Genomic DNA, 23,282 nt, shown 5'->3' with positions numbered 1-23,282 from the left:
GCGTCGGGCAGTTCCGCCCGCCGGTCCTCCGCGGCCACCGGGGGCCGCTCCCCGGCCGCGCCGGGCCGCAGCCCGGACCTGCGGCGCACCACTCCCGCGGCCGCGGCGTCCAGCAGCCCCGCGGCCGTCTCCTCCGCGTCCCCCACCACGCCGCCCGGCCGCCGCCGCTCCGTCCCGAGCAACGCGCTCCCGACCAGGTCGTCCCACCCGACGTCCATCCCTTTCCCCCTTCCTCTGCAGCGCCTGCGCTGCGGCGGTTCACTTCGCGTGATGCGGTGCGTTGTTCGTCTGCGGGCGCGGTCCCGGCTGGGCTCGCGGTTCCCCGAGCCTCTGAGGAGCGCCCATCCTCTGGACAGAGGGTGACGGTTTTTCAGGAGGTGCTGGGGTACTCCCAGGCGAAGCTCTGAGGGCGGAACCGCGCGCGCACCACGACGGCGGGACGGTGGCAACGCCACAGCACGTGGCACTCGCGGGCGCTTACAACGCCACCGCCCTCGGAGAGGCCCGCGTCCAACCCGCCAGGGGGCGGAAGCCCATCGCGTCGGCCTCCGCGAAGAGCGTGACGGGGCGCCCTCCGGATATAGCTGCGAGGCGCCAATGGTCGGCGCCGAGCAACGGCACCGCCGCATCCGTCGTGGCATCGGCGAGCCGCCAGCGGTCCTGACCCGGGAGGGGGACGACGTCGGTGAGGAGGACGGGCCAGGCGTCGAGCCAGGGATCGTCGGCGAGGGCGGTGCCGTAGGAGTCGAGTGCGGCACCGATCGAGGTGCCCGGGGGCACGTCCTCGGGCACACCCGTGCCGTACCGCGTACCGAGGACCGCCCGCAGGGGCACCGCGGCCGGGTGGAAGGCCACTTCGGCGTCGAGCACCGTGCCGACCGGGAGGGTCAGCTCGGGCGCGCGGCCGGCCGCTCCGAAGGAGAGGACGAGCGCGAACCGGCCCGACTCCCCGTCGTACAGCCAGATCCGCCGGGTCGTCAGCCGCTCGTCCGCCGTGTCGTACTGCGCGAGGACCAGCCACTGCCCCCTGACCAGCGGCCCCGCGAGCACCTCCGCGGAGTCGACGGTGAAACCGATCCGCGTCCGCACCGTCTCCGCGAGCGGACCGGGCAGCCGCTGCCGGCCGAGGAAGCCGCGGGCCAGCAGATGCAGCAGGCCCGCCTCCTCCAGCATGCGCGACGGCCAGTCGCCCCCCGAGCCGGCCACCGCCCCCAACTCCCTTACGCGAGCGGCGAGCCCGGGGGCCTGCGCGTCGACCATGCGGGCCGCGATCTCGTCCCACTGCTGATACCCGGCGCGGTCGGAGCCCGCGAGACCGCCCCGCAGCAGGTCGGTGAGCCGCTGCTCCAGCTCGGCCGCACCGCCCTCCACCCGCACCGAACGCCGCTCCGCCCGCTTCCTGGCGGCCTCCCGGCCGGCCGCCTCGGCGTCCGGATCGGGGCCGGGGTCCGGCGCCGAAGCGGCCGCTTCCGCCTTCTTCCGGCGCGCGGCCGTCCACTGCTCGGCCCACTCCGGCGCGGCCGCCCCCGCGGCGACCGGGCCGCCGTCCCCCGCCGCCCACAGCAGAAGCAGCCCCAGCGCGTGCTTGCACGGGAACTTCCGGCTCGGGCACGAGCACGCGAACGCCGGCCCGCTCAGATCGACCACCGTCTGATAGGGCCTGCTCCCGCTGCCCGCGCACAGCCCCCACACCGCCGCGCCCGCCGCCCCCGTGCCGGACCACGGCGCGGGCGCCGCGAGGCGCGCGCCCGCGGAGCGTGACGCCGCGTCAGGCGCGAGCGAGAGCACCTGGTCCGCTGTCCACCGAGCTTCCGTCTCCTCCATGCAGACCACGCTAGGACCGACCACTGACAATCCCTCTGACCTGCGCGGATAGCGGGCGGTGACGGATTGTCAGTGGTGGGGTGCAAGGTGGGAGCAGTACGGATCGAGCGGGTCCGTTCCGATGAGTGGGGGAGAGCCATGACCGCTACGACGAGCGCCGCGGCCGGCGCCGAGCAGGCCCTGCGGCCGCACGCCGAGGAGGCCTTCGCGGCCGAGCTGGGCGCGCTCGCCGCCGCTGACGACCGCCCGCGCCCGGCGCGCTGGAAGCTGTCCCCGTGGGCTGTCGCCACCTATCTGCTCGGCGGGACGCTGCCGGACGGCACCGTCGTCACACCCAAATACGTGGGGCCGCGGCGGATCGTGGAGGTGGCCGTCACCACCCTCGCGACCGACCGGGCGCTGCTGCTGCTCGGAGTGCCGGGCACCGCGAAGACCTGGGTGTCGGAGCACCTGGCCGCCGCGATCAGCGGCGACTCCACGCTGCTGGTGCAGGGCACGGCGGGCACGCCGGAGGAGGCGATCCGCTACGGCTGGAATTACGCGCAGCTGCTCACCCACGGCCCGAGCCGTGACGCCCTGGTGCACAGCCCGGTGATGCGGGCGATGGCGGAGGGCCGGATCGCCCGGGTGGAGGAGCTGACCCGCATCCCGGCCGACGTGCAGGACTCGCTGATCACGATCCTGTCGGAGAAGACGCTGCCGATACCGGAGTTGGGCACGGAGACGCAGGCCGTCAGCGGCTTCAACCTCATCGCGACCGCGAACGACCGCGACCGCGGGGTGAACGACCTGTCGAGCGCGCTGCGCCGCCGCTTCAACACGGTGGTGCTGCCGCTGCCCGCCAGCGCGGAGGACGAGGTGGAGATCGTGTCCCGCCGGGTCGGGCAGATCGGTGCGGGCCTCGACCTGCCGGCCGCTCCGCGCGGCGCCGACGAGATCCGCCGGGTCGTCACGGTCTTCCGCGAGCTGCGCGGCGGTGTCACCGAGGACGGCCGCACCAAGGTCAAGTCCCCCTCGGGCACGCTGTCGACGGCCGAGGCGATCTCGGTGGTGACCAACGGCCTCGCGCTGGCCGCCCACTTCGGTGACGGGGTGCTGCGTGCGGGCGACATCGCGGCCGGCATCCTCGGCGCGGTCGTCCGCGACCCGGCGGCGGACCGCCTGATCTGGCAGGAGTATCTGGAGACGGTCGTCAGGGAGCGCGACGGCTGGAAGGACTTCTACCGGGCCTGCCGCGAGGTGTCGTCATGACCGCGCGCACCGCCGCGGACGCCGCGGCCACGCGACCCGCCCTGGGCGGTGCGACCGCGGAGGGGGCGGCCGCGACCGCGACGGGCGGCGAGGGAGCCGGCGCCGGGTTCCGTGCTGCCGTGGAGGGGGTGGACGCCGTTGATCGTGCGGCGGCCACCGCGGTGGCGCGGGCGGCCGGTGCGGCGGAGGCCGCGGAGGACGTGGTGCTGCTGGGGGTGCGGCATCACGGGCCGGGGTCCGCGCGGGCGGTGCTGGCGGCGCTGGAGGCGTACCGGCCGCAGGCGGTCCTGATCGAGGGGCCGCCGGAGGCCGACGTGCTGGTCGGGCTGGCCGGTGACCCGGCGATGCGGCCGCCGGTGGCGCTGCTGGCGCATGTGGTGGACGACCCGGCGCGCGCCGCGTTCTGGCCGTTCGCCGAGTTCTCGCCGGAGTGGGTCGCCCTGCGGTGGGCCACGAAGGCGGGCGCCGAGGTCCGCTTCATCGACCTCCCGGCCGCCCACAGCCTGGCCCTGCGCCCGGCGACGGGCGAGGACCCGGCCACCGATCCCGGCGCTGCCCCCGGCGGGTCGGGGCCGGAGGCGGCCGCGGCGGCGGACGTGCGGGTCGACCCGCTGGCCGTGCTGGCCGAGACCGCCGGGTACGACGACCCCGAGCGGTGGTGGGAGGACGCGGTCGAGCACCGCGGCGGCACCGCGGACGGCAGCCCGGATTCCGGCGACCCGCTGGCCCCGTTCGCCGCGCTGGCCGAGGCGATGGGCGCGATCCGGGCCATCCACGGCGACGGCGGGCACCTCCAGGACCCGGTGCGGGAAGCGCATATGCGGCTCAGGCTGCGCGAGGCGCGGCGGGCGTACGAGCGGACGGCGGTGGTGTGCGGGGCGTGGCATGTGCCGGCGCTGGCGGCGCGTACGGCGGTCGCCGCGGACCGGCAGCTGCTCAAGGGCCTGCCGAAGGCGAAGGTCGAGACGACCTGGGTGCCGTGGACGCACCGCCGGCTGGCCCGCGCGAGCGGCTACGGCGCGGGCATCGACTCGCCGGGCTGGTACCGCCACCTGTTCACCGCCGCCGACCGGCCGGTCACCCGGTGGATGACGAAGGTCGCGGGGCTGCTGCGGGAGGAGGACCTGCCGGTCTCGTCGGCGCATGTCATCGAGGCCGTGCGGCTCGCCGACACCCTCGCGGCGATGCGCGGCCGGCCGCTGGCCGGCCTCGGGGAGACCACGGACGCGATCCGGGCCGTGATGTGCGAGGGGTCGGATGTGCCACTGGCCCTGATACGGGACCGGCTGGTGGTCGGCGACGTCCTCGGCGAGGTCCCGCCCGACGCGCCCGCGGTGCCGCTGGCCCGTGACCTGGCCAGGCAGCAGCGCACCCTGCGGCTCAAACCGGAGGCGCTGGAGCGAGAACTCGACCTCGACCTGCGCAAGGACACCGACGCGGCCCGCAGCCGGCTGCTGCACCGGCTGGTGCTGCTCGGTATCGGCTGGGGCGAGCCGGCCAGGGGGCGGGACAGCAAGGGCACCTTCCGGGAGACCTGGCGGCTGCGCTGGGAACCGGAGCTGGCGGTGCGGGTCGCCGAGGCCGGGATATGGGGGACGACGGTGGTGGCCGCGGCCACGGCGAGGGCGTCGGACGCGGCGGTGCACTCCGCCACCCTCGCCGAGGTCACGGCGACAGCCGAGGCGTGCCTGCTGGCCGATCTGCCGGACGCGCTGCCGGTGGTGATGCGGGTACTGGCGGACCGGGCGGCGCTGGACACCGACGTGGCACACCTGGCGGCGGCGCTGCCCGCGCTGGTGCGGGCGGTGCGGTACGGCGACGTGCGCGGCACGGACTCGGCCGCGCTCGGCGAGGTCGCCGCGGGGCTGGCGCTGCGGATCAGCGTCGGGCTGCCGCCGGCCTGCTCGGGGCTCGACGCGGACGGTGCCGCGGCGATGCGCGCGCATGTCGACGAGGTGCACCGGGCGGTCGCCCTGCTGCCGGACCCGGCGCTGCGGGACCGCTGGGCGGCCGCGCTGCGCAGCGTGGCGGAACGCGACGGCGGGATACCGGGGCTGCTGCGCGGCGCCGCCGCCCGGCTGCTGCGGGACGACGGGCGGCTGGACGCGGAGGAGGCGGCGCGGCTGATGGGCCTGGCGCTGTCGGCGGGCACGGGTCCCGCCGAGTCGGCGGGCTGGATCGAGGGCTTCCTCGCCGGCGGCGGGATGCTGCTGGTGCACGACGAGAAGCTGCTCGCGCTGGTGGACGGGTGGCTGGCCGGGGTGCCGGCGGCGGCGTTCGACGATGTGCTGCCGCTGCTGCGGCGGACGTTCGCCGAGTTCGAGCCCGGGGTGCGGCGCACGGTCGGCGAGCTGGTGCGGCGCGGGCCGTCCGCGGGCCGGCGGCCGGGCGGCGCGGGCGCGGAGCCGGGCCTGCCCGGTTTCGGCGCCACCCTCGACCCGGCCAGGGCGGACGCGGCGGCCCACACCGTGCGGTTGCTGCTGGGCACGACCACGACGACCGACCTGGGCACGCAAGGCGAGGGGGAAGCGGACGATGACTGACCGGCTGACGGCGGGGGCCGCCGGGAGCACCGGGGCCGCACAGGCGGGCGACGAGCGGCTGCGGCGGTGGCGGCTGGTGCTGGGCGGCGGCCCGGCGGACGGGACGGGGCACGAGCCGGCGGGGCGCGACGCGGCGATGGACCGCACGCTGGCCGCGCTCTACGGCTCGGGCGGCGCCACGGCCGGGCGGCCGGACGGCGGCGCGGAGCGTTCCGCGGGGCTCGGCGGGTCGGCGCCGCAGGTCGCCCGCTGGCTCGGCGACATCCGCCGGTATTTCCCCAGCTCCGTCGTCCAGGTGATGCAGCGCGACGCCATCGACCGGCTCGGGCTGTCCGCGCTGCTGCTCGAACCGGAGATGCTGGAGGCGGTGGAGGCCGACGTCCACCTGGTCGGCACCCTGCTGTCGCTGAACCGGGCGATGCCCGAGACGACGAAGGAGACCGCGCGGGCCGTGGTCAGGAAGGTCGTCGACGACCTGGAGGCCCGGCTCGCGACCCGTACCCGGGCCACCCTGACCGGGGCGCTGGACCGGTCGGCGCGGGTCAGCAGGCCCCGGCACCGCGACATCGACTGGGACCGCACCATCCGGGCCAACCTGCGGCACTACCTGCCCGAGCACGGCACCGTCGTGCCGCAGCGGCTGATCGGCTACGGCCGCGCGGACCGCTCGGTGAAGAAGGACGTGGTGCTGTGCATCGACCAGTCCGGGTCGATGGCCGCGTCCGTCGTCTACGCCTCGGTCTTCGGCGCGGTCCTGGCCTCGATGCGGTCCATCGACACCCGGCTGGTGGTCTTCGACACCGCCGTGGTCGACCTGACCGAGCAGCTCGCCGACCCGGTCGACGTGCTGTTCGGCACCCAGCTCGGCGGCGGCACCGACATCAACCGGGCGCTGGCGTACTGCCAGTCGCTGATCACCCGGCCGGCCGAGACGGTGGTCGTACTGATCAGCGACCTCTACGAGGGCGGCATCAGGGACGAGATGCTGAAGCGGGTCGCGGCGATGAAGGCGTCGGGGGTGCAGTTCGTGGCGCTGCTCGCGCTGTCCGACGAGGGTGCGCCCGCCTACGACCGGGACCACGCGGCGGCGCTGGCCGCACTCGGCGCCCCCGCCTTCGCCTGCACGCCCGACCTTTTCCCCGACGTGATGGCCGCGGCGATCGAGAAGCGCCGCATCCCGATACCCGAGGCGTGAGACCCGGGCGGACAGCGATCTGTGACCGTTCTCACCGCTCACAAGCGATCCGCGATTTAGGACGCGCCCTCGCGCGGCGATAACCTGCAAGACGGACATGCCGCGTACTCGGACACCGCGTGCGCTTCCCTGGTGACAGCTGGTGACGTGCAGTCGCCCTGCCCGTAGCGGCACGCCCAGCCGGCAGGCGGCGCTGCACTCACGGCGGCAGCCACCTGTCTACGCCGGAGTGACATCCAGGCTTACTTCCAGCGGATTCCAGGGAAAAGGGAGACGGACGCGCGTGGACCTGTTCGAGTACCAGGCGAGGGATCTCTTCGCCAAGCACGGTGTACCGGTGCTGGCCGGTGAAGTCATCGACACGCCTGAGGCGGCACGCGCGGCGGCGGAGCGACTGGGCGGCCGTGCGGTCGTCAAGGCGCAGGTCAAGGTGGGTGGCCGCGGCAAGGCCGGCGGTGTGAAGCTCGCCGCCGACCCGGCCGACGCGGTCGCCAAGGCCGAGGCCATCCTCGGGATGGACATCAAGGGCCACACCGTCCACAAGGTGATGCTGGCCGAGACCGCGGACATCAAGGAGGAGTACTACGTCTCCTTCCTGCTGGACCGCACCAACCGCACCTTCCTGGCCATGGCGTCGGTCGAGGGCGGCGTCGAGATCGAGGTCGTCGCCGAGGAGAACCCGGACGCGCTCGCCAAGGTCGCGGTGGACGCACTGGAGGGCGTGACCCCGGAGAAGGCCGCCGAGATCGTCGCCGCGGCGAAGTTCCCCGCCGACATCGCCGACCAGGTCGCCGACGTGCTGCAGCAGCTGTGGACCGTCTTCATCAAGGAAGACGCCCTGCTGGTCGAGGTCAACCCGCTGGTCAAGACCGGCGAGGGCAAGATCGTCGCGCTCGACGGCAAGGTCTCGCTCGACGAGAACGCCGCCTTCCGGCAGCCGGAGCACGAGGCGCTGGAGGACAAGGCCGCCGCCAACCCGCTGGAGGCCAAGGCCAAGGCCAAGGGCCTCAACTACGTCAAGCTCGACGGCGAGGTCGGCATCATCGGCAACGGCGCGGGCCTGGTGATGTCCACCCTCGACGTCGTCGCCTACGCCGGTGAGGCGCACGGCGGCGTGAAGCCTGCCAACTTCCTGGACATCGGCGGCGGCGCCTCCGCCGAGGTCATGGCCAACGGCCTGGAGATCATCCTCGGCGACCCGGACGTCAAGTCCGTGTTCGTCAACGTCTTCGGCGGCATCACCGCCTGCGACGAGGTCGCCAACGGCATCGTGCAGGCCCTGGCGCTGCTCAAGTCCAAGGGCGAGGACGTCACCAAGCCGCTGGTCGTGCGCCTGGACGGCAACAACGCGGAGCTGGGTCGCAAGATCCTGTCCGACGCGAACCACCCTCTGGTGCAGCGGGTGGACACCATGGACGGCGCGGCCGACAAGGCCGCCGAGCTGGCCGCGAAGTAAGGGACGAGGACACAGACAACCATGGCTATCTTCCTCACCAAGGACAGCAAGGTCATCGTCCAGGGCATGACCGGCGCCACCGGCATGAAGCACACCACGCTGATGCTCGGCGACGGCACGAACATCGTCGGCGGTGTCAACCCGCGCAAGGCCGGCACCACCGTCACCTTCGACCAGGGCCGCGAGGTCCCGGTCTTCGGCAGCGTCAAGGAGGCCATGGAGGCCACCGGCGCTGACGTGACGGTCATCTTCGTCCCGGAGAAGTTCACCAAGGACGCCGTGGTCGAGGCCATCGAGGCCGAGATCCCGCTGGCCGTCGTGATCACCGAGGGCGTCGCGGTGCACGACTCCGCCGCGTTCTGGGCGCTGGCCCAGCAGAAGGGCAACAAGACCCGGATCATCGGCCCGAACTGTCCCGGCCTGATCACCCCCGGCCAGTCCAACGCCGGCATCATCCCGGGTGACATCACCAAGCCCGGCCGCATCGGCCTGGTGTCGAAGTCCGGCACGCTGACCTACCAGATGATGTACGAGCTGCGCGACATCGGCTTCTCGTCCGCGGTCGGCATCGGCGGCGACCCGATCATCGGCACCACGCACATCGACGCGCTCGCCGCGTTCGAGGCCGACCCCGACACCGACCTGATCGTCATGATCGGCGAGATCGGCGGCGACGCCGAGGAGCGGGCCGCGGCCTTCATCGAGAAGCACGTGACGAAGCCGGTCGTCGGCTACGTCGCCGGCTTCACCGCGCCCGAGGGCAAGACCATGGGCCACGCAGGCGCCATCGTCTCCGGCTCCTCCGGCACCGCGCAGGCCAAGAAGGAGGCCCTGGAGGCCGCGGGCGTGAAGGTCGGCAAGACCCCGTCCGAGACCGCCAGGCTGGCCCGCGAGATCCTCGTCGGCTGACCCCGGGTCCACCCGTGCCGGGCGGTCCGTCCCCTTGTGGGGGCGGGCCGCCCGCGCCGTTTTCCGCAACCGTCAGCCGCCCGCCGACGGCTCGGCCGGCTGCTGGTGCGCGGGGCCGTGCCGCGGCGGGGCGCCGTGCTGCGGTCCGACGATCATCCCGACGGTGACGGCCAGCACGATCGCGCCGGCCGCCGCGAAGGCCCCGACCGTACGCCGCCGCACCCCGCGCTCGCTGGCCCTGCGGACGCCCGAGGGGTGCGGCTCCCCGCCGGGCGGGTCGGGCTCCGCAGCCAGCATCACCGTCAGCTGCGGGGCCGCGTCGCCGCCCTGGTAGTCGTCCGGCGCCGCCGCGGCCAACTGCCGCCGGGCGCCGATGATCCGCGACGCGGCGGCCGTCGTGCTCGATTCGGCCTCCGCGGCCGTCTCCACCAGGCTCAGCCCGAGCCCGTCGTGCAGCAGCAGTGCCCGCCGCCGCTCCCAGTGCAGCCGTACGAGCGCGTGGGCGAAGGCGCCCTGCTGCGCGGAGGCCTTGCGGCGGCGACGGCGCAGGACGCGCTGCCACGGCACCATCGCGTACGTGTGCGCCGCCGCCCGCACCCATCCGGGCGGGTCGCTGTCCCGCGCCACCTCGGGCCACCGCTGCCAGGCCAGGTCGAACGCCCGCTGCACGGCGCGTGCCGCGAGCCGCCGATCCCCCGTCAGGATGGCGACCTGCCGCCGCAGGGCGCCGGCGCTGTGCAGGTAGAGCGCGTCGAACGCCTCCTCGGGGTCGGCGGCCCCGTCTGTACCTGCCGCCAGGACGGTGGCGGCGACCGGCCGGTAGACGACCCGTACCCGGACGGGACTCGGCGGTGACCCGCCGGGTCGCCCGGCCGCGGGACCCGGCTTGTGCGGCCGCCCGGTCTTGGGTGCCGGCGGGGGAGCGGGTGCGGTGGCGGTGGCCGAGGTGCGGGGCGCCCCGGCGCCGGGGGTGGTTTGGGACCGGGTCCTGTGTGGCCGTTTGCGCCCGCTCACCGGTAAGGCCCTTTCGTCCGACGGTCACAAAAAAGCATGTATACGGCACATCATGGGCGACACGACGACCAACCGCCTGCTGCAGGGGCGAAACGGGTGTTCTTGGCACCATGGGGCGTCGTGACCCAGATGACGGAACAGGCCCAGCCCTACCCGCCCGCCGGGACCGGGCGGGAACTCGCCGCGGCCCGCGCGTCCGCCGTCTCGGCCGGAGTGGCCGCGGCCGGGCTCGCGCTCGCCGCGCTCACCGCGGTCGTGCTGCTGCTCTGGGTCGTCTCGCCGTCCCCCGACAGCGGACTCGCCGGCGCGCTGCACCTCGCCGGCGGGCTGTGGCTGCTCGCACAGGGTGCCGACCTGGTGCGGGAGGGCACGCTCTCCGGAGCGCCGGCCCCGATCGGCGTCACCCCGCTGCTGCTGACCGTGCTGCCCGCGTGGCTTCTCCACCGGGGGACGGCGTCGGCGGTCGCCAACAGCACGTCCCGCTCCGCGGGGTGGGTGCTGGGCGGCTACCTGGGCGTCGCGTTGCCCGTCACCCTCTACGCCGCGAGCGGGCCGCTGCGGGTCGACGCGCTCTCCGCGGCGGTGTACGTCCCGCTCTTCGCCGCCGCGGTGACCGCCGCGGGCACCTGGGCCGGCAGCGGGCGGCCGCGGCTCGAACGGTACGTGCCCTGGGGCGCGGACGCCGCCGTCGCGCTACGGGCCGGCGGGATCGGCACCGCCGTCCTCGTCGGGGGCGGCGCGCTCGTCGGCGGCGCCGCGCTCGCCTGGCACGCCGGTGCCGCCGGCCGCACCTACGGGCAGCTCAGCGGGCCGCTCGCCGGCCAGGTGGCCGTCGCGCTGCTGTGCGTGATGCTGGCGCCGAACCTCGCGGTGTGGGCCGCCGCGTACGGCCTCGGGCCGGGTTTCCTGGTCGGCGCCGGCCGCACGGTGGCACCCGGCGGCGTGGCCCCGCATCCGCTGCTGCCGCGCTTCCCGCTGCTGGCCGCGGTGCCGGCGCCCGGCAGCCACGCACTGGGGTGGGCCGCACTCGCGGTGCCCGCTCTCGCGGGGGGTGCGGTGGCCGTCTGCTGCGTACGGGCCGCGCTCACGGTACGGCGTACAGCGGTGGTCGCGGCGGGCGCCTCCGCCGTGTGCGGGCTGTCCTTCTCGGTCCTCGCCGCGTTCTCCGGCGGGGCCATGGGGAGGGGGTCGCTTGCCGCTTTCGGCCCCACCTGGTGGCTGATGGCCGCCGCCGCCACGCTCTGGCCTCTCGGCCTGGCCCTCCCGACGGCCACCCTCATCTCCTGGACCCGCACGCGGTCGTCCCGGGTGCTGAATCTCCCCCCGCTTCCCCCGTACCCCCCGATGCCCGCGCATCCCCCGCGCATCCCGGGCTGACCCCGCCGCCAGGCGGCTGCCACTTGCCGTGGCGGTGCGTCCTTCCCCCCGCCGCGGCTGGCCGCGCAGTTCCCCGCGCCCCTGGTGGCTTGCCCCCTGCGCAGAGGGTGACCGTTTTCAGGAGGCGCCGGGGGTACCCCCAGGCGAAGCTCCGGGGGCGGAACTGCGCGACCAGCCACGACGCAGCCGCAGCAGGCAACGCACCGCAAGGGACAGTCACCTGGGGGCGCGGGGAACTGCGCGACCGGCCACCGCGGACCGCAAGGTCGCGGAGACGGCCCCCGGGGGCACCCCCGGGCGAGAGGCACCCCCCCGCGGAGCGAATCGCTCAGCCGCGGAGGGCCGGGACGCTGCGCAACGGCTCCGGGAGGAGCTTCTGGCAGGCCTGCGACGCCGGAGTCGTCAGCGCATCCTTCTTGCAGGTGTAGTAGTCGCGGTACGCGAGATGCAGTGCGAAGGACGACGCGACGATCGCGATCGTCACCGCGCTGGTGACGATCCCCGTCCACGCCGCGGTCATGAAGGACCGCTGCGCGTCGGGCCCGGGAGCCGGCGGCGTCGGCCGCGGCGTCTGCGTGGCGTCGGCGAGCGCCGACGCCGCGGTGGCCCGGGCCTGGGCGCGGTCCTCGGGGGACATCCGCAGCGCGCTGATGCCCCAGTAGAGGGCGAGCGCCCCGAGCAGCAGGCCGACCTCGACCCAGCCGAGCACCGCGAAGATCAGGCCCCAGCCGCCGCAGACCAGCGCGTAGCGGGAGCGGCGCTGCGCCGGGTCGGTGGGGTCGAAGCGCGGCCCGGTGCCCTGCGGGCCGTTCGGCCCCTGGTTCGGGTCGGGCCGGCGGCCGTACGGGTCGGGGCGGCCGTCCTGCGGCTGCCGGTTGCTCCACTGGCTGCCCCACGCCTGGGGCGCCCCGGGCGTCCGCACGGGCGGCGGGGGCGGGGGCGTGCCGCCGGAGGAACCCGGGGTCCCTGACCCGTCGCCGCCGGAACCCTCGGGCCGCCTGGGCTCCCAGGGCCGGTCCGGCGCCCCTTCGGGGGGCGGCGCAAACGGATTGTCCTGGTCCTGGTCGCCCTCGGGCGCGCGCAGCGCAAGACGATTACGGCCGCTGCTCATGATGTGATGCGCCATCCCCTTGGGCTCGACTCCTCGTACCGGGCTCAACGCCGTCCTGCTCTACCAGTCATACGTGACACAGGTGTCGGATACATCACGTTCACCCGCACGCAGCGCGCGCGAAGTCCCGTGCTCCCGCCAGACGCTACCTCGCGCGCGCTCCCCCGTCCCGTGGGGGCCGTGCGGAGTGCCGGTATCGTTGCTGACGGTCGGCGGTCTCGTAGGGTTCCCCGGAATCCGGCCAATCCCCGACTCGTACGATCATCCGAACGATTTTCAGCGAGAGAAGAGCCCCCGCCAGTGGCCGCGCACACTCCCGCCCGCAACGCCCCGACCCGACTCGTCGTCCTCGTCTCCGGTTCGGGTACGAACCTGCAGGCGCTGCTCGACGCCATCGACGCCGACCCCTCCTACGGAGCCAGGATCGTCGCGGTCGGCGCCGACCGCGACGGCATCGTGGGGCTTGAGCGGGCCGAGCGCGCCGGGCTGCCGACCTTCGTGGTGAAGGTCCGCGACCACGCGGACCGCGCCGCCTGGGACGTCGCGCTGACCGAGGCCACGGCCGCGTACGAGCCGGACCTCGTCGTCTCGGCCGGCTTCATGAAGATCGTCGGCAAGCACTTCCTGGCGGCCTTCGGCGGCCGGTTCATCAACACCCACCCCGCCCTGCTGCCGAGTTTCCCCGGCGCGCACGGCGTACGCGACGCACTCGCGTACGGCGCGAAGGTCACCGGGTGCACGGTCCACTTCGTCGACGACGGCGTCGACACCGGCCCGGTCATCGCGCAGGGCGTGGTCGAGGTCGCGGTGGACGACACGGAGGAAGCGCTCCACGAGCGCATCAAGGACGTCGAGCGGCGGCTGCTGGTCGACGTCGTAGGGCGGCTGTCGCGCGACGGCTACCGCATCGAAGGACGAAAGGTACGGATTCCGGCATGAGCGCCGAAGACACCCAGGGCAAGCGGCCCTTCCGCCGTGCGCTGATCAGCGTCTACGACAAGACCGGCCTTGAGGAGCTGGCCCGCGGCCTGCACGAGGCGGGCGTGGAGCTGGTGTCGACCGGCTCGACGGCCGGCCGGATCGCCGCCGCCGGGGTGCCGGTCACCCCGGTCGAGGAGCTGACCGGCTTCCCCGAGTGCCTGGACGGCCGGGTCAAGACCCTGCACCCGCGGGTGCACGCCGGCATCCTCGCCGACCTGCGGCTCGACGACCACCGCCGGCAGCTCGACGAGCTGGGCGTGCAGCCGTTCGAGCTGGTCGTGGTGAACCTCTACCCCTTCCGCGAGACCGTGGCGTCCGGCGCGGGCGACGACGAGTGCGTCGAGCAGATCGACATCGGCGGCCCCTCGATGGTGCGCGCCGCCGCCAAGAACCACCCGTCGGTCTCCGTGGTCACCAGCCCGGCCCGCTACGCCGACGTGCTGGCCGCAGCCCAGGCCGGCGGCTTCGACCTGCACACCCGCAAGCGGCTCGCCGCCGAGGCGTTCCGGCACACCGCCGCCTACGACGTGGCCGTGGCGTCCTGGTTCGCCGACGGCTACGCGGCCGACCCGGACAGCGCGTTCCCCGAGTTCGTCGGCGAGGTCTTCACCCGCCGCCAGACGCTGCGCTACGGCGAGAACCCGCACCAGCCCGCCGCGCTGTACGTGACCGGCGACGGCGGCGGCCTGGCCGGCGCCGAGCAGCTGCACGGCAAGGAGATGTCCTACAACAACTACGTGGACACCGAGGCCGCCCGCAGGGCCGCCTATGACCACGAAGGCGTCTGCGTGGCGATCATCAAGCACGCCAACCCGTGCGGTATCGCGGTCGGTTCCGACGTCGCCGACGCGCACCGCAAGGCGCACGCCTGCGACCCGCTGTCCGCCTTCGGCGGGGTCATCGCAGTCAACCGCCCGGTGTCGGTCGAGATGGCCGAGCAGGTCGCCGAGATCTTCACCGAGGTCATCGTCGCCCCGGGCTACGAAGACGGCGCCGTCGAGGTGCTGGCCCGCAAGAAGAACATCCGGGTGCTGCGGGTCGCCGCCGCCCCGGACGCGGTCACCGAGTACAAGCCGATCGAGGGCGGCATCCTGCTCCAGGTCAAGGACCGCCTCCAGGCCGAGGGCGACGACCCGGCCACCTGGACGCTGGCCACCGGTGACGCGCTCCCCGCGGACGAGCTGGCCGAACTGGCCTTCGCCTGGCGCGCGTCGCGTGCGGTGAAGTCCAACGCGATCCTGCTCGCCAAGGACGGTGCCACCGTCGGCGTCGGCATGGGCCAGGTCAACCGGGTCGACTCGGCCAAGCTCGCGGTCGCCCGCGCCGGCGCCGAGCGCGCGGCCGGCTCGTACGCCGCCTCCGACGCCTTCTTCCCCTTCCCCGACGGCTTCGAGGTGCTGGCCGAGGCGGGCGTCCGCGCGGTCGCCCAGCCCGGCGGCTCGATCCGCGACGAAGCGGTGATCGAGGCGGCGGCCAAGGCCGGCGTGACGATGTACCTGACGGGCACGCGGCACTTCTTCCACTGAGCCGCCCCGCCCCGCACGTACGCACCGAGGCCGTACCCCGCGCCAGGGGTACGGCCTCGGTGCGTCGCCGCGTCCGCGGTCAGGCCTCGTGGGTGACCACGACGGCGTTGGTGACCTTGTCGGCGAACGTCTGCCGCTGGGCGTCCCACAGGGGCCACAGAAAGCCGAGGCCGCAGGACAGCGCATCCAGCGCATGCGCCACCCGGCGGCGGTACGCCCGCTTCGTGCCCACCGGCTGCCCGTCGAACTGGTCGACCAGCCGCAGGCGCAGCAGCGCCTTGCCCGGCGTGCGGCCGGTGCGGCCCTCCCAGGAGGCCACCATCACCAGCAGCGCCAGTTCCAGGACGCGGACGTAGTTCATCGCCTCCGATTGGCGGTGCCCCGACGTTGCCGTGTACAACACGATGACGGGCCAGCCGATCACGGCGCTGTCGATCACGCTGGAGGCGATCCGCACCGCCCAGTGGGCGAGCTGGCCGCGCTCATAGCGTCGCGATGACGCCAGCGGGTCGTACTTCGCCGCCTCAAGATCGAGCGCGTAGCCCGGGATCTCCTCCTCGGGCTGCCCCCCCAGGCTGCTCAAAACTGGTCCTTGATCACCACGGTGTGGACCATCTTGTCGGCCCAGGTCTGGTTCTTGCCGTCCCACAGCGGCCACAGGAAGCCGAGGCCGCAGGGTATCGAGTCGAGGAAGTGCAGCCAGCGGCGGCCGAAGGCGCGGCCGAAACCGAGCGCGGAGCCGTCCGCCTCGCGCAGCAGCCGGATGCCGACGATCTTCTTGCCCGGCGTCTGCCCCGTCCTGCCCTCGCGGATGCTGAGGAAGACCAGCACGGCCAGGCTCAGCACCGCGCCGACCAGGATCAGCGTCACCTGGGAGCCGGTCATGCCGGGCAGGTCGCAGTTCTTCGTCGAGATGCCCTTGTCGGTGCAGGCGTTCTTGGCGTCCTGCACCTTCTTGCTGTACGGCAGGTCACCCGCCAGGATCAGCCCGGTCGGCACCAGGCTGAACATCAGGAAGTCCAGCAGGTAGGCCCCCAGCCGGGCTCCCCAGCTCGCCAGCGGCGGCATGCCGGGCGGCAGCCCGCCGGGCTGCGGGTAGGCACCGTACGGCGGCTGCTGCGGGAAGCCGTACCCCGGCTGCTGCCCGTAGGAGGGCTGCGGCGGGATACCGGGCGGGTACGGCTGGCCGTACGGCTGCTGCGGGGGGCCGCCGTAAGGATTCGGGGGGCCGGGTGGCTGACTCACGTGCGGGTTCCTTCGGGAGCGGGACGGACGGGACGGATGCGCCACATCGTCCGGCCCAGCGCGTCGGGGGCGCAAGGGTCAACGGTGCACAGGAAGTGGACGGATTGGTCGGACGCGGCCCCGATCCGGGAGTATGGGGGCATGACCGCCCAGATTCTCGATGGCAAGGCCACCGCCGCCGCGATCAAGTCCGAACTGACCGAGCGCGTCCAGGCGCTCAAGGCCCGCGGAGTCGCACCCGGCCTCGGCACCCTGCTGGTCGGCGACGACCCGGGCAGCAAGTGGTACGTCGCGGGCAAGCACCGCGACTGCGCGCAGGTGGGCATCGGCTCCATCCAGCGCGAACTGCCCGGCACCGCCACGCAGGAGGAGATCGAGGCGGTCGTCCGCGAGCTCAACGACGACCCCGACTGCACCGGCTACATCGTGCAGCTCCCGCTCCCCAAGGGCATCGACACCAACCGGGTGCTCGAACTCATGGACCCCGCCAAGGACGCGGACGGGCTGCACCCGACGAACCTGGGCCGCCTGGTGCTGGGCGTGCCCGCGCCGCTGCCCTGCACCCCCAACGGCATCGTCGAACTGCTCCGGCGGCACGGCGTCGCCATCAACGGCGCGCATGTCGTGGTCGTCGGCCGCGGCATCACCGTCGGCCGCTCGATCGGCCTGCTGCTCACCCGCAAGTCGGAGAACGCGACGGTCACGCTGTGCCACACCGGTACGCGCGACCTGTCCGCGCAGCTGCGGCAGGCCGACATCATCGTGGCCGCGGCGGGCGTGCCGCACATCGTCAAGCCCGAGGACGTCAAGCCGGGCGCATCCGTCCTCGACGTCGGCGTCAGCCGCGACGAGCACGGCAAGATCGTCGGCGACGTCCACCCCGGTGTGGCCGAGGTCGCCGCCTGGCTCTCGCCGAACCCCGGCGGCGTCGGCCCCATGACCAGGGCGCTGCTCCTGCAGAACGTGGTGGAGGCGGCGGAACGGGCGGCGGCCGATGTCCGGTGACCTCGGCCCCGGCGGCCGCCCCGCGGTGACCACCTCCACCGCCCGCCCCGAGGGCGGCGGCCGCACCGCGTCCGGCTCCTCGCCGGCCCCCGCGCGCCAGTGGCCCATCCTGCTGGTCATCGCCGGAGCGGTGATCGGCCTCGTCACGACGGCCGCGGGTGCCTTCCGCGCCGGCGCGATCATCGTGGGCTTCGCCCTTCTCGTCGGCGGCGCCCTGCGCTGGGGCATGCAGTCGGTGGGCATGCTCGCGGTGCGCTCCCGCTTCACCGACGTGATCACGTACGGGATCCTGGGCGTCGCGATCATCCTGCTGGCCCTGATGGCCCAGCCGGACCCGCTGATCCGCATCCCCTTCCTCGAGGACATCATCCACTTCTCTGTTCGATGAACGGTTGAGGCGGGAAATCCGCGGGTTGCTGCGTGGCCGATGCCATCCCGCGTCCGCGGGCGCACTGTGGCTTGTCGCGCAGTTCCCCCAGTTCCCCGCGCCCCTGAAAAACGGTCACCCTCTGCGGAAGAGGGCAGGCCATCAGGGGCGCGGGGAACTGCGCGCCCAGCCACGACGGCGCTGTAGACGAAGCACGCACCGCAAGGGGCAATCACCCAGGGGCGCGGGGAACTGCGCGACAAGCCACGACGCAGCCGCAGGCAGCAACGCCACAGCAGGGGGCACCCCTTAGCACAACCGCGCCGCGGTAGTGGGGAGTTAGGGGGAAGACCACCCGTGCGTGAACGGGGGACTACCGTGTTCCCCGGGTATTCGGTGGAACACGAAGGGCACGTCATGGGGCAGTGGGAGCCACTGGCAAACCGCATCCCCCTGGACATGCGGCGCCTCGCGACGCAATTGCGCAGGATGAAGGACCGCAGCGGCCTGACGGTCCCCGCGCTCGCCGCGCGCACGGCGGAATCCGCCGACGCGTGGGCCTCCTACCTCGCCGCCGCCAAAGTGCCGTCCCTGGCCGCCGTCGAGGTGCTGGCGCAGGCGAGCGGCGCGGACTACGACCGCATCGGCGCCCTGTGGAAGCTCGCGGAGAAGGCCTCGGCCGGCACCGGCGACCGCGGCCAGGGCAAGCCCGTGCCGCAGCCCGACCCGCTGGACCCGCTGGGCGCGCAGGACGGCCTGCCCGCCGGCCGCAGGCGGGTGGTGCTGCTGGCCGCCGCGGGGGTGGTCGCGGTGGCCGCGCTGCTCGCGGTCGTCCTCACGGCCGGTACGGGCGGCAGCCGCACCCCCGGCGGCAGCGCCGACCCCACGGGCGCCGCCACCGCGGCCACCGGCGCGTCCGCACCGTCCGCGCCGGGCCGGGGGCGTACGCCGGGCTCACAGAACAGCGGCGTACCCGGCACCGCCGCCGGCACGAGCACCCTTACGCCCGGCAGCGCCACCGCGTCACCGTCCGCGTCCGCGTCCGGGCAGACCACGCCGGCGGCGCCCCCCGCCGCCACGACGTCGGCGCCGGCCGCCACCCCCGCGCCGCCGGTGTCGGGCACCGCCACCTCGGCGCCCAGCGCGACACCCACGTCGGCCCCCACCGCGACCCCGAGCCCGACGCACACCGGCCTGTGCCTGGGCCTGATCGTCCTCGGCGTCTGCATCGGCTGAGCAACCCCCGGGGCGCCCCGCGCGGTGACCGTCGACACACGACCGCGGTCCGACGCCGGGCGCGGCGCGCGATAGCCTGACGGGTGGCTCTCTTGACGACGAGAGATCCGCGTTCGGGGCCGCTCGGGCCACTGCCGTAGCGGCCAACCCGCGACCGCAGCAGACCGCAGCAAAGGCCAGGAGAAGGCAATGACTCGCACTCCCGTCAACGTCACCGTCACCGGAGCGGCCGGCCAGATCGGCTACGCCCTCCTCTTCCGTATCGCCTCGGGCCACCTGCTCGGCGCGGACGTGCCGGTGAAGCTCAGGCTGCTGGAGATTCCGCAGGGCCTCAAGGCCGCGGAGGGCACCGCCATGGAGCTGGACGACGCCGCGTTCCCGCTGCTGCGCGGCATCGACATCACCGACGACCCGAACGTCGCCTTCGCCGGTGCGAACGTCGCGCTGCTGGTCGGCGCCCGCCCCCGCACCAAGGGCATGGAGCGCGGCGACCTGCTGGCGGCGAACGGCGGCATCTTCAAGCCGCAGGGCAAGGCCATCAACGACCACGCGGCCGACGACATCAAGGTCCTGGTCGTCGGCAACCCGGCGAACACCAATGCGCTCATCGCGCAGTCCGCCGCCCCCGACGTCCCGGCCGAGCGCTTCACCGCGATGACCCGCCTGGACCACAACCGGGCCATCGCGCAGCTGGCGAAGAAGACCGGCGCGGCCGTCTCCGACATCAAGCGCGTCACCATCTGGGGCAACCACTCCGCCACGCAGTACCCGGACATCTTCCACGCCGAGGTCGCGGGCAAGAACGCCGCCGAGGTCGTCAACGACGAGCAGTGGCTCGCCGACACCTTCATCCCGACCGTCGCCAAGCGCGGCGCGGCCATCATCGAGGCCCGCGGCGCCTCCTCCGCGGCCTCCGCCGCGTCCGCCGCCCTCGACCACGTCCACACCTGGGTCAACGGCACCGCCGACGGCGACTGGACCTCGATGGGCATCGTCTCCGACGGCTCCTACGGCGTCCCGGCCGGCCTCATCTCGTCCTTCCCCGTCACCACCAAGGACGGCAGCTTCGAGATCGTCCAGGGCCTGGAGATCAACGAGTTCTCGCGGCCGCGCATCGACGCGTCCGTCAAGGAGCTGGAGGAGGAGCGTGCCGCGGTACGCGAACTCGGCCTGATCTGAGGCCTGTTCGGAGTAACCCGCAGCACCCCGCAGCACCCCGCACCCCTTTCGGCCCCGCCGCTGAGCGCCAGCGGCGGGGCCGGCGTGCGTCCGGGCACCTCACGCCGGGGTGAGCGCCTCGCAGAGGAGGTCGAGCGCCGTCGAGAAGGCGTGGTCGGGCGGGGTGGCGTAGCCGACCACCAGGGCCGGCGGGTGGTGGGGGGCGGCGCCGAAGGCGGTGAGGCCGGGAACAGCGAGCCCCAGGCGGTGCGCGCGGGCGAGCACGGCGTCGAGGGGCGCACCGTCGGGCGGCAGGTCGAGCACCGCGTGCAGCCCGGCGGCGATGCCGGACACCCGCACGCCCGGCGCACGCTGCGCCAGGGTCTCCACGACCCGGTCCCGCCGCGCGCGGTAGCGCACCCGCATGCGCCGTACGTGCCGGTCGTACGACCCGCTGCGGAGGAACTCCGCGAGCGTCAACTGGTCGATCACCGGGGAATGGAAGTCGGCCAGCCGCTTCTCCCGCACCACCGCGTCCAGCAGTTGCGGCGGCACCGCGAGCCAGGCCAGCCGCAGCCCGGGCGCCAGGCTCTTGCTGGCGGTGCCGGCGTAGACGACCTGGTCGGGGGCGAGGGCCTGGAGCGCCGCGACGGGCTGCCGGTCGTAGCGGAACTCGCCGTCGTAGTCGTCCTCGACGACGACCCCGCCGGTGGACCTGGCCCAGGCGACCACCGCCGTGCGGCGCGCGGGGGACAGGCACACCCCCAGCGGGAACTGGTGCGCCGGGGTGAGCACCACCGCCGGGACACCGGGTCCGAGGTCCTCCACCCGGGCGCCGTCCGCGTCGACCGGGAGCGGTACGGGGTCGAGCCCGGCCGCGCGCAGCACCGTCGGGGCGTCGGGCAGGCCGATGGCCTCGACGGCGGCCCGCCGCGCCCCGCGCCCGTACAGGACGCGGGCCAGCAGGCCCAGGGCCTGGGTGTAGCCGGTGCAGACCACCAGGTGGTCGGGGTCGGTGCGGACCCCGCGGACCCGGGCGAGGTAGTCGGCGAGCGCGGCGCGCAGCTCGGGGCGGCCGCGCGGGTCGCCGTAGCCGAAGGCCTCGTTGGGCGCGGCGGTCAGCGCGCGGCGGGCGGCCCGCAGCCAGGCGGCACGCGGGAAGGACGACAGGTCGGGGGAGCCGGGCCACAGCACGTAGGGCAGCCCGGTGTGGTGCGGGGAGACGTCGGCGGGGCCGCTGCGGGGTGCGTCGGGCACCCTGCGCGCGGGGCGGCGCTCCGGCACGGCGGGCCGTTCGGCGACGGTGGTGCCCGAGCCCTGCCGGGCGGTGAGCCAGCCCTCGGCGACGAGCTGGCTGTAGGCGTCGGCCACCGTGTTGCGGGCCAGGCCCAGGTCGTGGGCCAGGACCCGGCTGGACGGCAGCCGGGTGCCGGGCGCGAGCCGCCCGTCCCTGACGGCCGCGCGCAGCGCCTCCTCAAGGCCCGCCCGGGTACGCTGCCCCGCCAGGTCGATCAGCAGGTCGGTACTGCCGCTGCCGCGCCGCGGAGTGGCCCACTCGTTCATGCTCCAAGTGGACCACAGGGCAGTGCCACTTCGCGTCTACGGTGGCTGCATGACCACGAATACCCCGGCTGACGAAGCCGTTCCCGCACCAGTGCGCCGGATCGACCTGATGGAGAAGGCGCCGGACTTCTACAAGGCGATGTTCGCCCTCGACAAGGCCGCGGCCCTGGGCCTCGACCCGGTGGTCCGCGAGCTGGTCAGGGTCCGCATCTCCCAGCTCAACGGCTGCGCCTACTGCGTCGACAAGCACAGCGCCGACGCCCGCAAGACCGGTGTCTCCGAGCAGAAGCTCTACGGCGTGACGGTCTGGCGCGAGACCCCCTTCTTCACCGCCCGCGAACGTGCCGCCCTGGCCCTTGCCGAGGCGATGACGCACCTGGGCGAGCACGGCGTGCCCGACGACGTCTACGACGAGGCCGCGAAGCTCTTCGACGAGGACGAACTGCCGCGGCTCATTGCGATGGGCGTGGCAATGAACGCGTGGAACCGCATCGGCGTCACCTGCCGGATGTCGCCGGCTCCGCGCCCGTAGCGCCGCCCTCGCCGAAACGGGCCAGCACCAGGGCGCCCACCACGGCCAGGGCGAAGCCGGCCACGGCGACCGGCGCCCAGCCGGGGCGGGTGCGGTCGTGCAGGGCGAGAACGCCGACCAGGGCGGGGCCGATCGTCTCGCCGATGACCATTCCCGCGGTCGCCGTGGTGACCGAGCCCCGGCTCAGGGCCGAGGTCAGCAGCAGGAAGGCGGCGCCGCCGCCGAGCAGCAGGGCATAGATCGGGGGGCTGGTCACGCCGTCGACCAGCCGGACCGCGACCTCGACCACGCCGAAGCCGAGGCCGGCGCCCAGGCCGAGCACCGCGGCGCGGGCCCGGCCCGGCAGCCGCCCCGCGGCCGCCCCCACCAGCAGCACCGCGCCGGCCGCCACGAGGGTGCCCCAGCGCAGTGCGGTGCTGCCGTGCCCGTCGCCCTCGCCGCCGGCCGCCAGGCCCAGCAGGGCGAGGCCGCCGCAGACGGTGCCCACGGCGGCCCACTCGACGCGGCTCAGCGCCGCCTTGAGCAGGCGGCTCGCCGCCACGGCCGTCACCGCGAGGCTCGCGGCCAGCGCCGCGCCGACCGCGTAGATCGGCAGCGAGCGCAGGGCGACCAGCTCCAGTGCGAAGCCGAGGCCGTCGAGGGCGAGCCCGGCGATGTACGTGCGCTGGGCCAGCGCACGGGCCAGCAGCCGGGTGTCCACGCCCGAGCCGCTTCCGGGCTCTGCCGCGCGGGCGCCCATCGCCTGCAGCACGGACGCCACGCCGAAGCACACGGCTGCGCCGAGCGCGGCCACCATCCCAACGATCACCCCCCGACCTTAGGCCCGGGGCGTGCCCCCGCCCTCTCCGGTCCTGCCCCCTGCGGCGGGCGCTCTGTCTACAGCGCCGTCGTGGCTGGTGGCGCAGTTCCCCGCGCCCCTGGGCGATTGCCCCTTGCGGTGGGTGCTTTGTCTATAGCGCCGTGGTGGCTGGTGGCGCAGTTCCCCGCGC

The 23,282-nt window shown here is 74.4% G+C and carries 21 protein-coding genes; 13 read left to right on the top strand and 8 right to left on the bottom strand.

What is annotated here, in order from left to right:
• Together NFU81_RS27915 and NFU81_RS27910 are read right to left on the bottom strand one after the other, a co-directional pair.
• On the bottom strand, window positions 1-218 hold a 218-nt coding region (locus NFU81_RS27915), incomplete at its 3' end, for a DUF5691 domain-containing protein (RefSeq protein ID WP_479688509.1).
• A 259-nt stretch (window positions 219-477) separates the two neighbouring features.
• Window positions 478-1,824, bottom strand: a complete 1,347-nt coding sequence (locus NFU81_RS27910) for an SWIM zinc finger family protein (protein ID WP_251495518.1) — start codon at window positions 1,822-1,824, stop codon at window positions 478-480.
• A gap of 138 nt (window positions 1,825-1,962) precedes the next feature.
• On the opposite strand from NFU81_RS27910, the gene NFU81_RS27905 reads away from it, so the two are divergent.
• From NFU81_RS27905 to sucD, 5 genes are all read left to right on the top strand, one after another.
• A complete protein-coding gene (locus NFU81_RS27905; protein WP_251495515.1) occupies window positions 1,963-3,075 on the top strand; it encodes an ATP-binding protein in 1,113 nt (370 codons plus the stop codon).
• On the top strand, window positions 3,072-5,618 hold the full coding sequence (locus NFU81_RS27900; protein WP_251495513.1) for a DUF5682 family protein: 2,547 nt from the start codon (window positions 3,072-3,074) through the stop codon (window positions 5,616-5,618). Before NFU81_RS27905 ends, NFU81_RS27900 begins: the two co-directional genes overlap by 4 nt.
• Window positions 5,611-6,813: a VWA domain-containing protein gene (locus tag NFU81_RS27895; protein WP_251495510.1), complete on the top strand. Its 1,203-nt coding sequence runs from the start codon at window positions 5,611-5,613 to the stop codon at window positions 6,811-6,813. The genes NFU81_RS27900 and NFU81_RS27895 overlap by 8 nt, the downstream gene beginning before the upstream one ends.
• A gap of 283 nt (window positions 6,814-7,096) precedes the next feature.
• Window positions 7,097-8,269, top strand: a complete 1,173-nt coding sequence (gene sucC, locus NFU81_RS27890; protein ID WP_251495507.1) for an ADP-forming succinate--CoA ligase subunit beta — start codon at window positions 7,097-7,099, stop codon at window positions 8,267-8,269.
• Between the two features lie 21 nt (window positions 8,270-8,290).
• On the top strand, window positions 8,291-9,178 hold the full coding sequence (sucD, locus tag NFU81_RS27885) for a succinate--CoA ligase subunit alpha (protein WP_251495504.1): 888 nt from the start codon (window positions 8,291-8,293) through the stop codon (window positions 9,176-9,178).
• A 72-nt stretch (window positions 9,179-9,250) separates the two neighbouring features.
• Here the strand turns inward: sucD and NFU81_RS27880 are convergent, their stop codons facing one another.
• Window positions 9,251-10,192, bottom strand: coding sequence for a SigE family RNA polymerase sigma factor (locus tag NFU81_RS27880; RefSeq protein WP_251495501.1), 942 nt, complete (start codon window positions 10,190-10,192; stop codon window positions 9,251-9,253).
• Between the two features lie 129 nt (window positions 10,193-10,321).
• On the opposite strand from NFU81_RS27880, the gene NFU81_RS27875 reads away from it, so the two are divergent.
• Window positions 10,322-11,569, top strand: coding sequence for a cell division protein PerM (locus NFU81_RS27875; protein ID WP_251495536.1), 1,248 nt, complete (start codon window positions 10,322-10,324; stop codon window positions 11,567-11,569).
• A gap of 328 nt (window positions 11,570-11,897) precedes the next feature.
• On the opposite strand, the gene NFU81_RS27870 is transcribed toward NFU81_RS27875, so the two are convergent.
• Entirely contained in the window at window positions 11,898-12,695 is a 798-nt protein-coding gene (locus NFU81_RS27870) for a hypothetical protein (protein ID WP_251495498.1), read from the bottom strand.
• A gap of 285 nt (window positions 12,696-12,980) precedes the next feature.
• Between NFU81_RS27870 and purN the strand changes: the two genes are divergently transcribed.
• Complete coding sequence (gene purN, locus NFU81_RS27865) at window positions 12,981-13,619, top strand: phosphoribosylglycinamide formyltransferase (protein ID WP_251495495.1); 639 nt, start codon at window positions 12,981-12,983, stop codon at window positions 13,617-13,619.
• Window positions 13,616-15,187, top strand: coding sequence for a bifunctional phosphoribosylaminoimidazolecarboxamide formyltransferase/IMP cyclohydrolase (gene purH / locus NFU81_RS27860; protein WP_251495493.1), 1,572 nt, complete (start codon window positions 13,616-13,618; stop codon window positions 15,185-15,187). Before purN ends, purH begins: the two co-directional genes overlap by 4 nt.
• A gap of 79 nt (window positions 15,188-15,266) precedes the next feature.
• Here the strand turns inward: purH and NFU81_RS27855 are convergent, their stop codons facing one another.
• On the bottom strand, window positions 15,267-15,770 hold the full coding sequence (locus tag NFU81_RS27855; RefSeq protein ID WP_251495478.1) for an RDD family protein: 504 nt from the start codon (window positions 15,768-15,770) through the stop codon (window positions 15,267-15,269).
• Window positions 15,767-16,432 (bottom strand): RDD family protein, encoded by a 666-nt coding sequence (locus NFU81_RS27850; protein WP_251495475.1) that lies wholly within the window; start codon window positions 16,430-16,432, stop codon window positions 15,767-15,769. Before NFU81_RS27850 ends, NFU81_RS27855 begins: the two co-directional genes overlap by 4 nt.
• A gap of 141 nt (window positions 16,433-16,573) precedes the next feature.
• Here NFU81_RS27850 and NFU81_RS27845 point away from each other — a divergent pair, with 141 nt between their 5' ends.
• From NFU81_RS27845 to NFU81_RS27830, 4 genes are all read left to right on the top strand, one after another.
• Window positions 16,574-17,437: a bifunctional methylenetetrahydrofolate dehydrogenase/methenyltetrahydrofolate cyclohydrolase gene (locus NFU81_RS27845; RefSeq protein ID WP_251495472.1), complete on the top strand. Its 864-nt coding sequence runs from the start codon at window positions 16,574-16,576 to the stop codon at window positions 17,435-17,437.
• On the top strand, window positions 17,427-17,825 hold the full coding sequence (locus NFU81_RS27840; protein WP_251495469.1) for a DUF3017 domain-containing protein: 399 nt from the start codon (window positions 17,427-17,429) through the stop codon (window positions 17,823-17,825). The genes NFU81_RS27845 and NFU81_RS27840 overlap by 11 nt, the downstream gene beginning before the upstream one ends.
• A 438-nt stretch (window positions 17,826-18,263) precedes the next feature.
• On the top strand, window positions 18,264-19,040 hold the full coding sequence (locus NFU81_RS27835; RefSeq protein WP_251495466.1) for a helix-turn-helix domain-containing protein: 777 nt from the start codon (window positions 18,264-18,266) through the stop codon (window positions 19,038-19,040).
• Window positions 19,041-19,229: 189 nt separating this feature from the next.
• A complete protein-coding gene (locus NFU81_RS27830; RefSeq protein ID WP_251495463.1) occupies window positions 19,230-20,219 on the top strand; it encodes a malate dehydrogenase in 990 nt (329 codons plus the stop codon).
• 99 nt (window positions 20,220-20,318) lie between these two features.
• On the opposite strand, the gene pdxR is transcribed toward NFU81_RS27830, so the two are convergent.
• A complete protein-coding gene (pdxR, locus tag NFU81_RS27825; RefSeq protein ID WP_251495460.1) occupies window positions 20,319-21,761 on the bottom strand; it encodes a MocR-like pyridoxine biosynthesis transcription factor PdxR in 1,443 nt (480 codons plus the stop codon).
• A 49-nt stretch (window positions 21,762-21,810) separates the two neighbouring features.
• Here pdxR and NFU81_RS27820 point away from each other — a divergent pair, with 49 nt between their 5' ends.
• Window positions 21,811-22,293: a carboxymuconolactone decarboxylase family protein gene (locus NFU81_RS27820; protein ID WP_251495456.1), complete on the top strand. Its 483-nt coding sequence runs from the start codon at window positions 21,811-21,813 to the stop codon at window positions 22,291-22,293.
• Here NFU81_RS27820 and NFU81_RS27815 read toward each other — a convergent pair.
• Window positions 22,259-23,089, bottom strand: a complete 831-nt coding sequence (locus tag NFU81_RS27815) for a hypothetical protein (RefSeq protein WP_251495533.1) — start codon at window positions 23,087-23,089, stop codon at window positions 22,259-22,261. The genes NFU81_RS27820 and NFU81_RS27815 overlap by 35 nt on opposite strands.
• Window positions 23,090-23,282: the final 193 nt, after the last annotated feature.

Origin of the sequence: Actinacidiphila cocklensis (genome assembly GCF_907177275.1) — a bacterium.
Lineage (GTDB): Bacteria > Actinomycetota > Actinomycetes > Streptomycetales > Streptomycetaceae > Actinacidiphila > Actinacidiphila cocklensis.
This window is presented reverse-complemented; position numbering and strand designations above follow the sequence as displayed.

Coding starts and splice junctions, on each gene's coding strand:
- NFU81_RS27910 (WP_251495518.1), bottom strand. CDS start 1,824: ATGGAGGAGACGGAAGCTCGGTGGACAGCGGACCAGGTGCTCTCGCTC.
- NFU81_RS27905 (WP_251495515.1), top strand. CDS start 1,963: ATGACCGCTACGACGAGCGCCGCGGCCGGCGCCGAGCAGGCCCTGCGG.
- NFU81_RS27900 (WP_251495513.1), top strand. CDS start 3,072: ATGACCGCGCGCACCGCCGCGGACGCCGCGGCCACGCGACCCGCCCTG.
- NFU81_RS27895 (WP_251495510.1), top strand. CDS start 5,611: ATGACTGACCGGCTGACGGCGGGGGCCGCCGGGAGCACCGGGGCCGCA.
- sucD (WP_251495504.1), top strand. CDS start 8,291: ATGGCTATCTTCCTCACCAAGGACAGCAAGGTCATCGTCCAGGGCATG.
- NFU81_RS27875 (WP_251495536.1), top strand. CDS start 10,322: ATGACGGAACAGGCCCAGCCCTACCCGCCCGCCGGGACCGGGCGGGAA.
- NFU81_RS27870 (WP_251495498.1), bottom strand. CDS start 12,695: ATGGCGCATCACATCATGAGCAGCGGCCGTAATCGTCTTGCGCTGCGC.
- purH (WP_251495493.1), top strand. CDS start 13,616: ATGAGCGCCGAAGACACCCAGGGCAAGCGGCCCTTCCGCCGTGCGCTG.
- NFU81_RS27845 (WP_251495472.1), top strand. CDS start 16,574: ATGACCGCCCAGATTCTCGATGGCAAGGCCACCGCCGCCGCGATCAAG.
- NFU81_RS27840 (WP_251495469.1), top strand. CDS start 17,427: ATGTCCGGTGACCTCGGCCCCGGCGGCCGCCCCGCGGTGACCACCTCC.
- NFU81_RS27835 (WP_251495466.1), top strand. CDS start 18,264: ATGCGGCGCCTCGCGACGCAATTGCGCAGGATGAAGGACCGCAGCGGC.
- NFU81_RS27830 (WP_251495463.1), top strand. CDS start 19,230: ATGACTCGCACTCCCGTCAACGTCACCGTCACCGGAGCGGCCGGCCAG.
- pdxR (WP_251495460.1), bottom strand. CDS start 21,761: ATGAACGAGTGGGCCACTCCGCGGCGCGGCAGCGGCAGTACCGACCTG.
- NFU81_RS27820 (WP_251495456.1), top strand. CDS start 21,811: ATGACCACGAATACCCCGGCTGACGAAGCCGTTCCCGCACCAGTGCGC.
- NFU81_RS27815 (WP_251495533.1), bottom strand. CDS start 23,089: ATGGTGGCCGCGCTCGGCGCAGCCGTGTGCTTCGGCGTGGCGTCCGTG.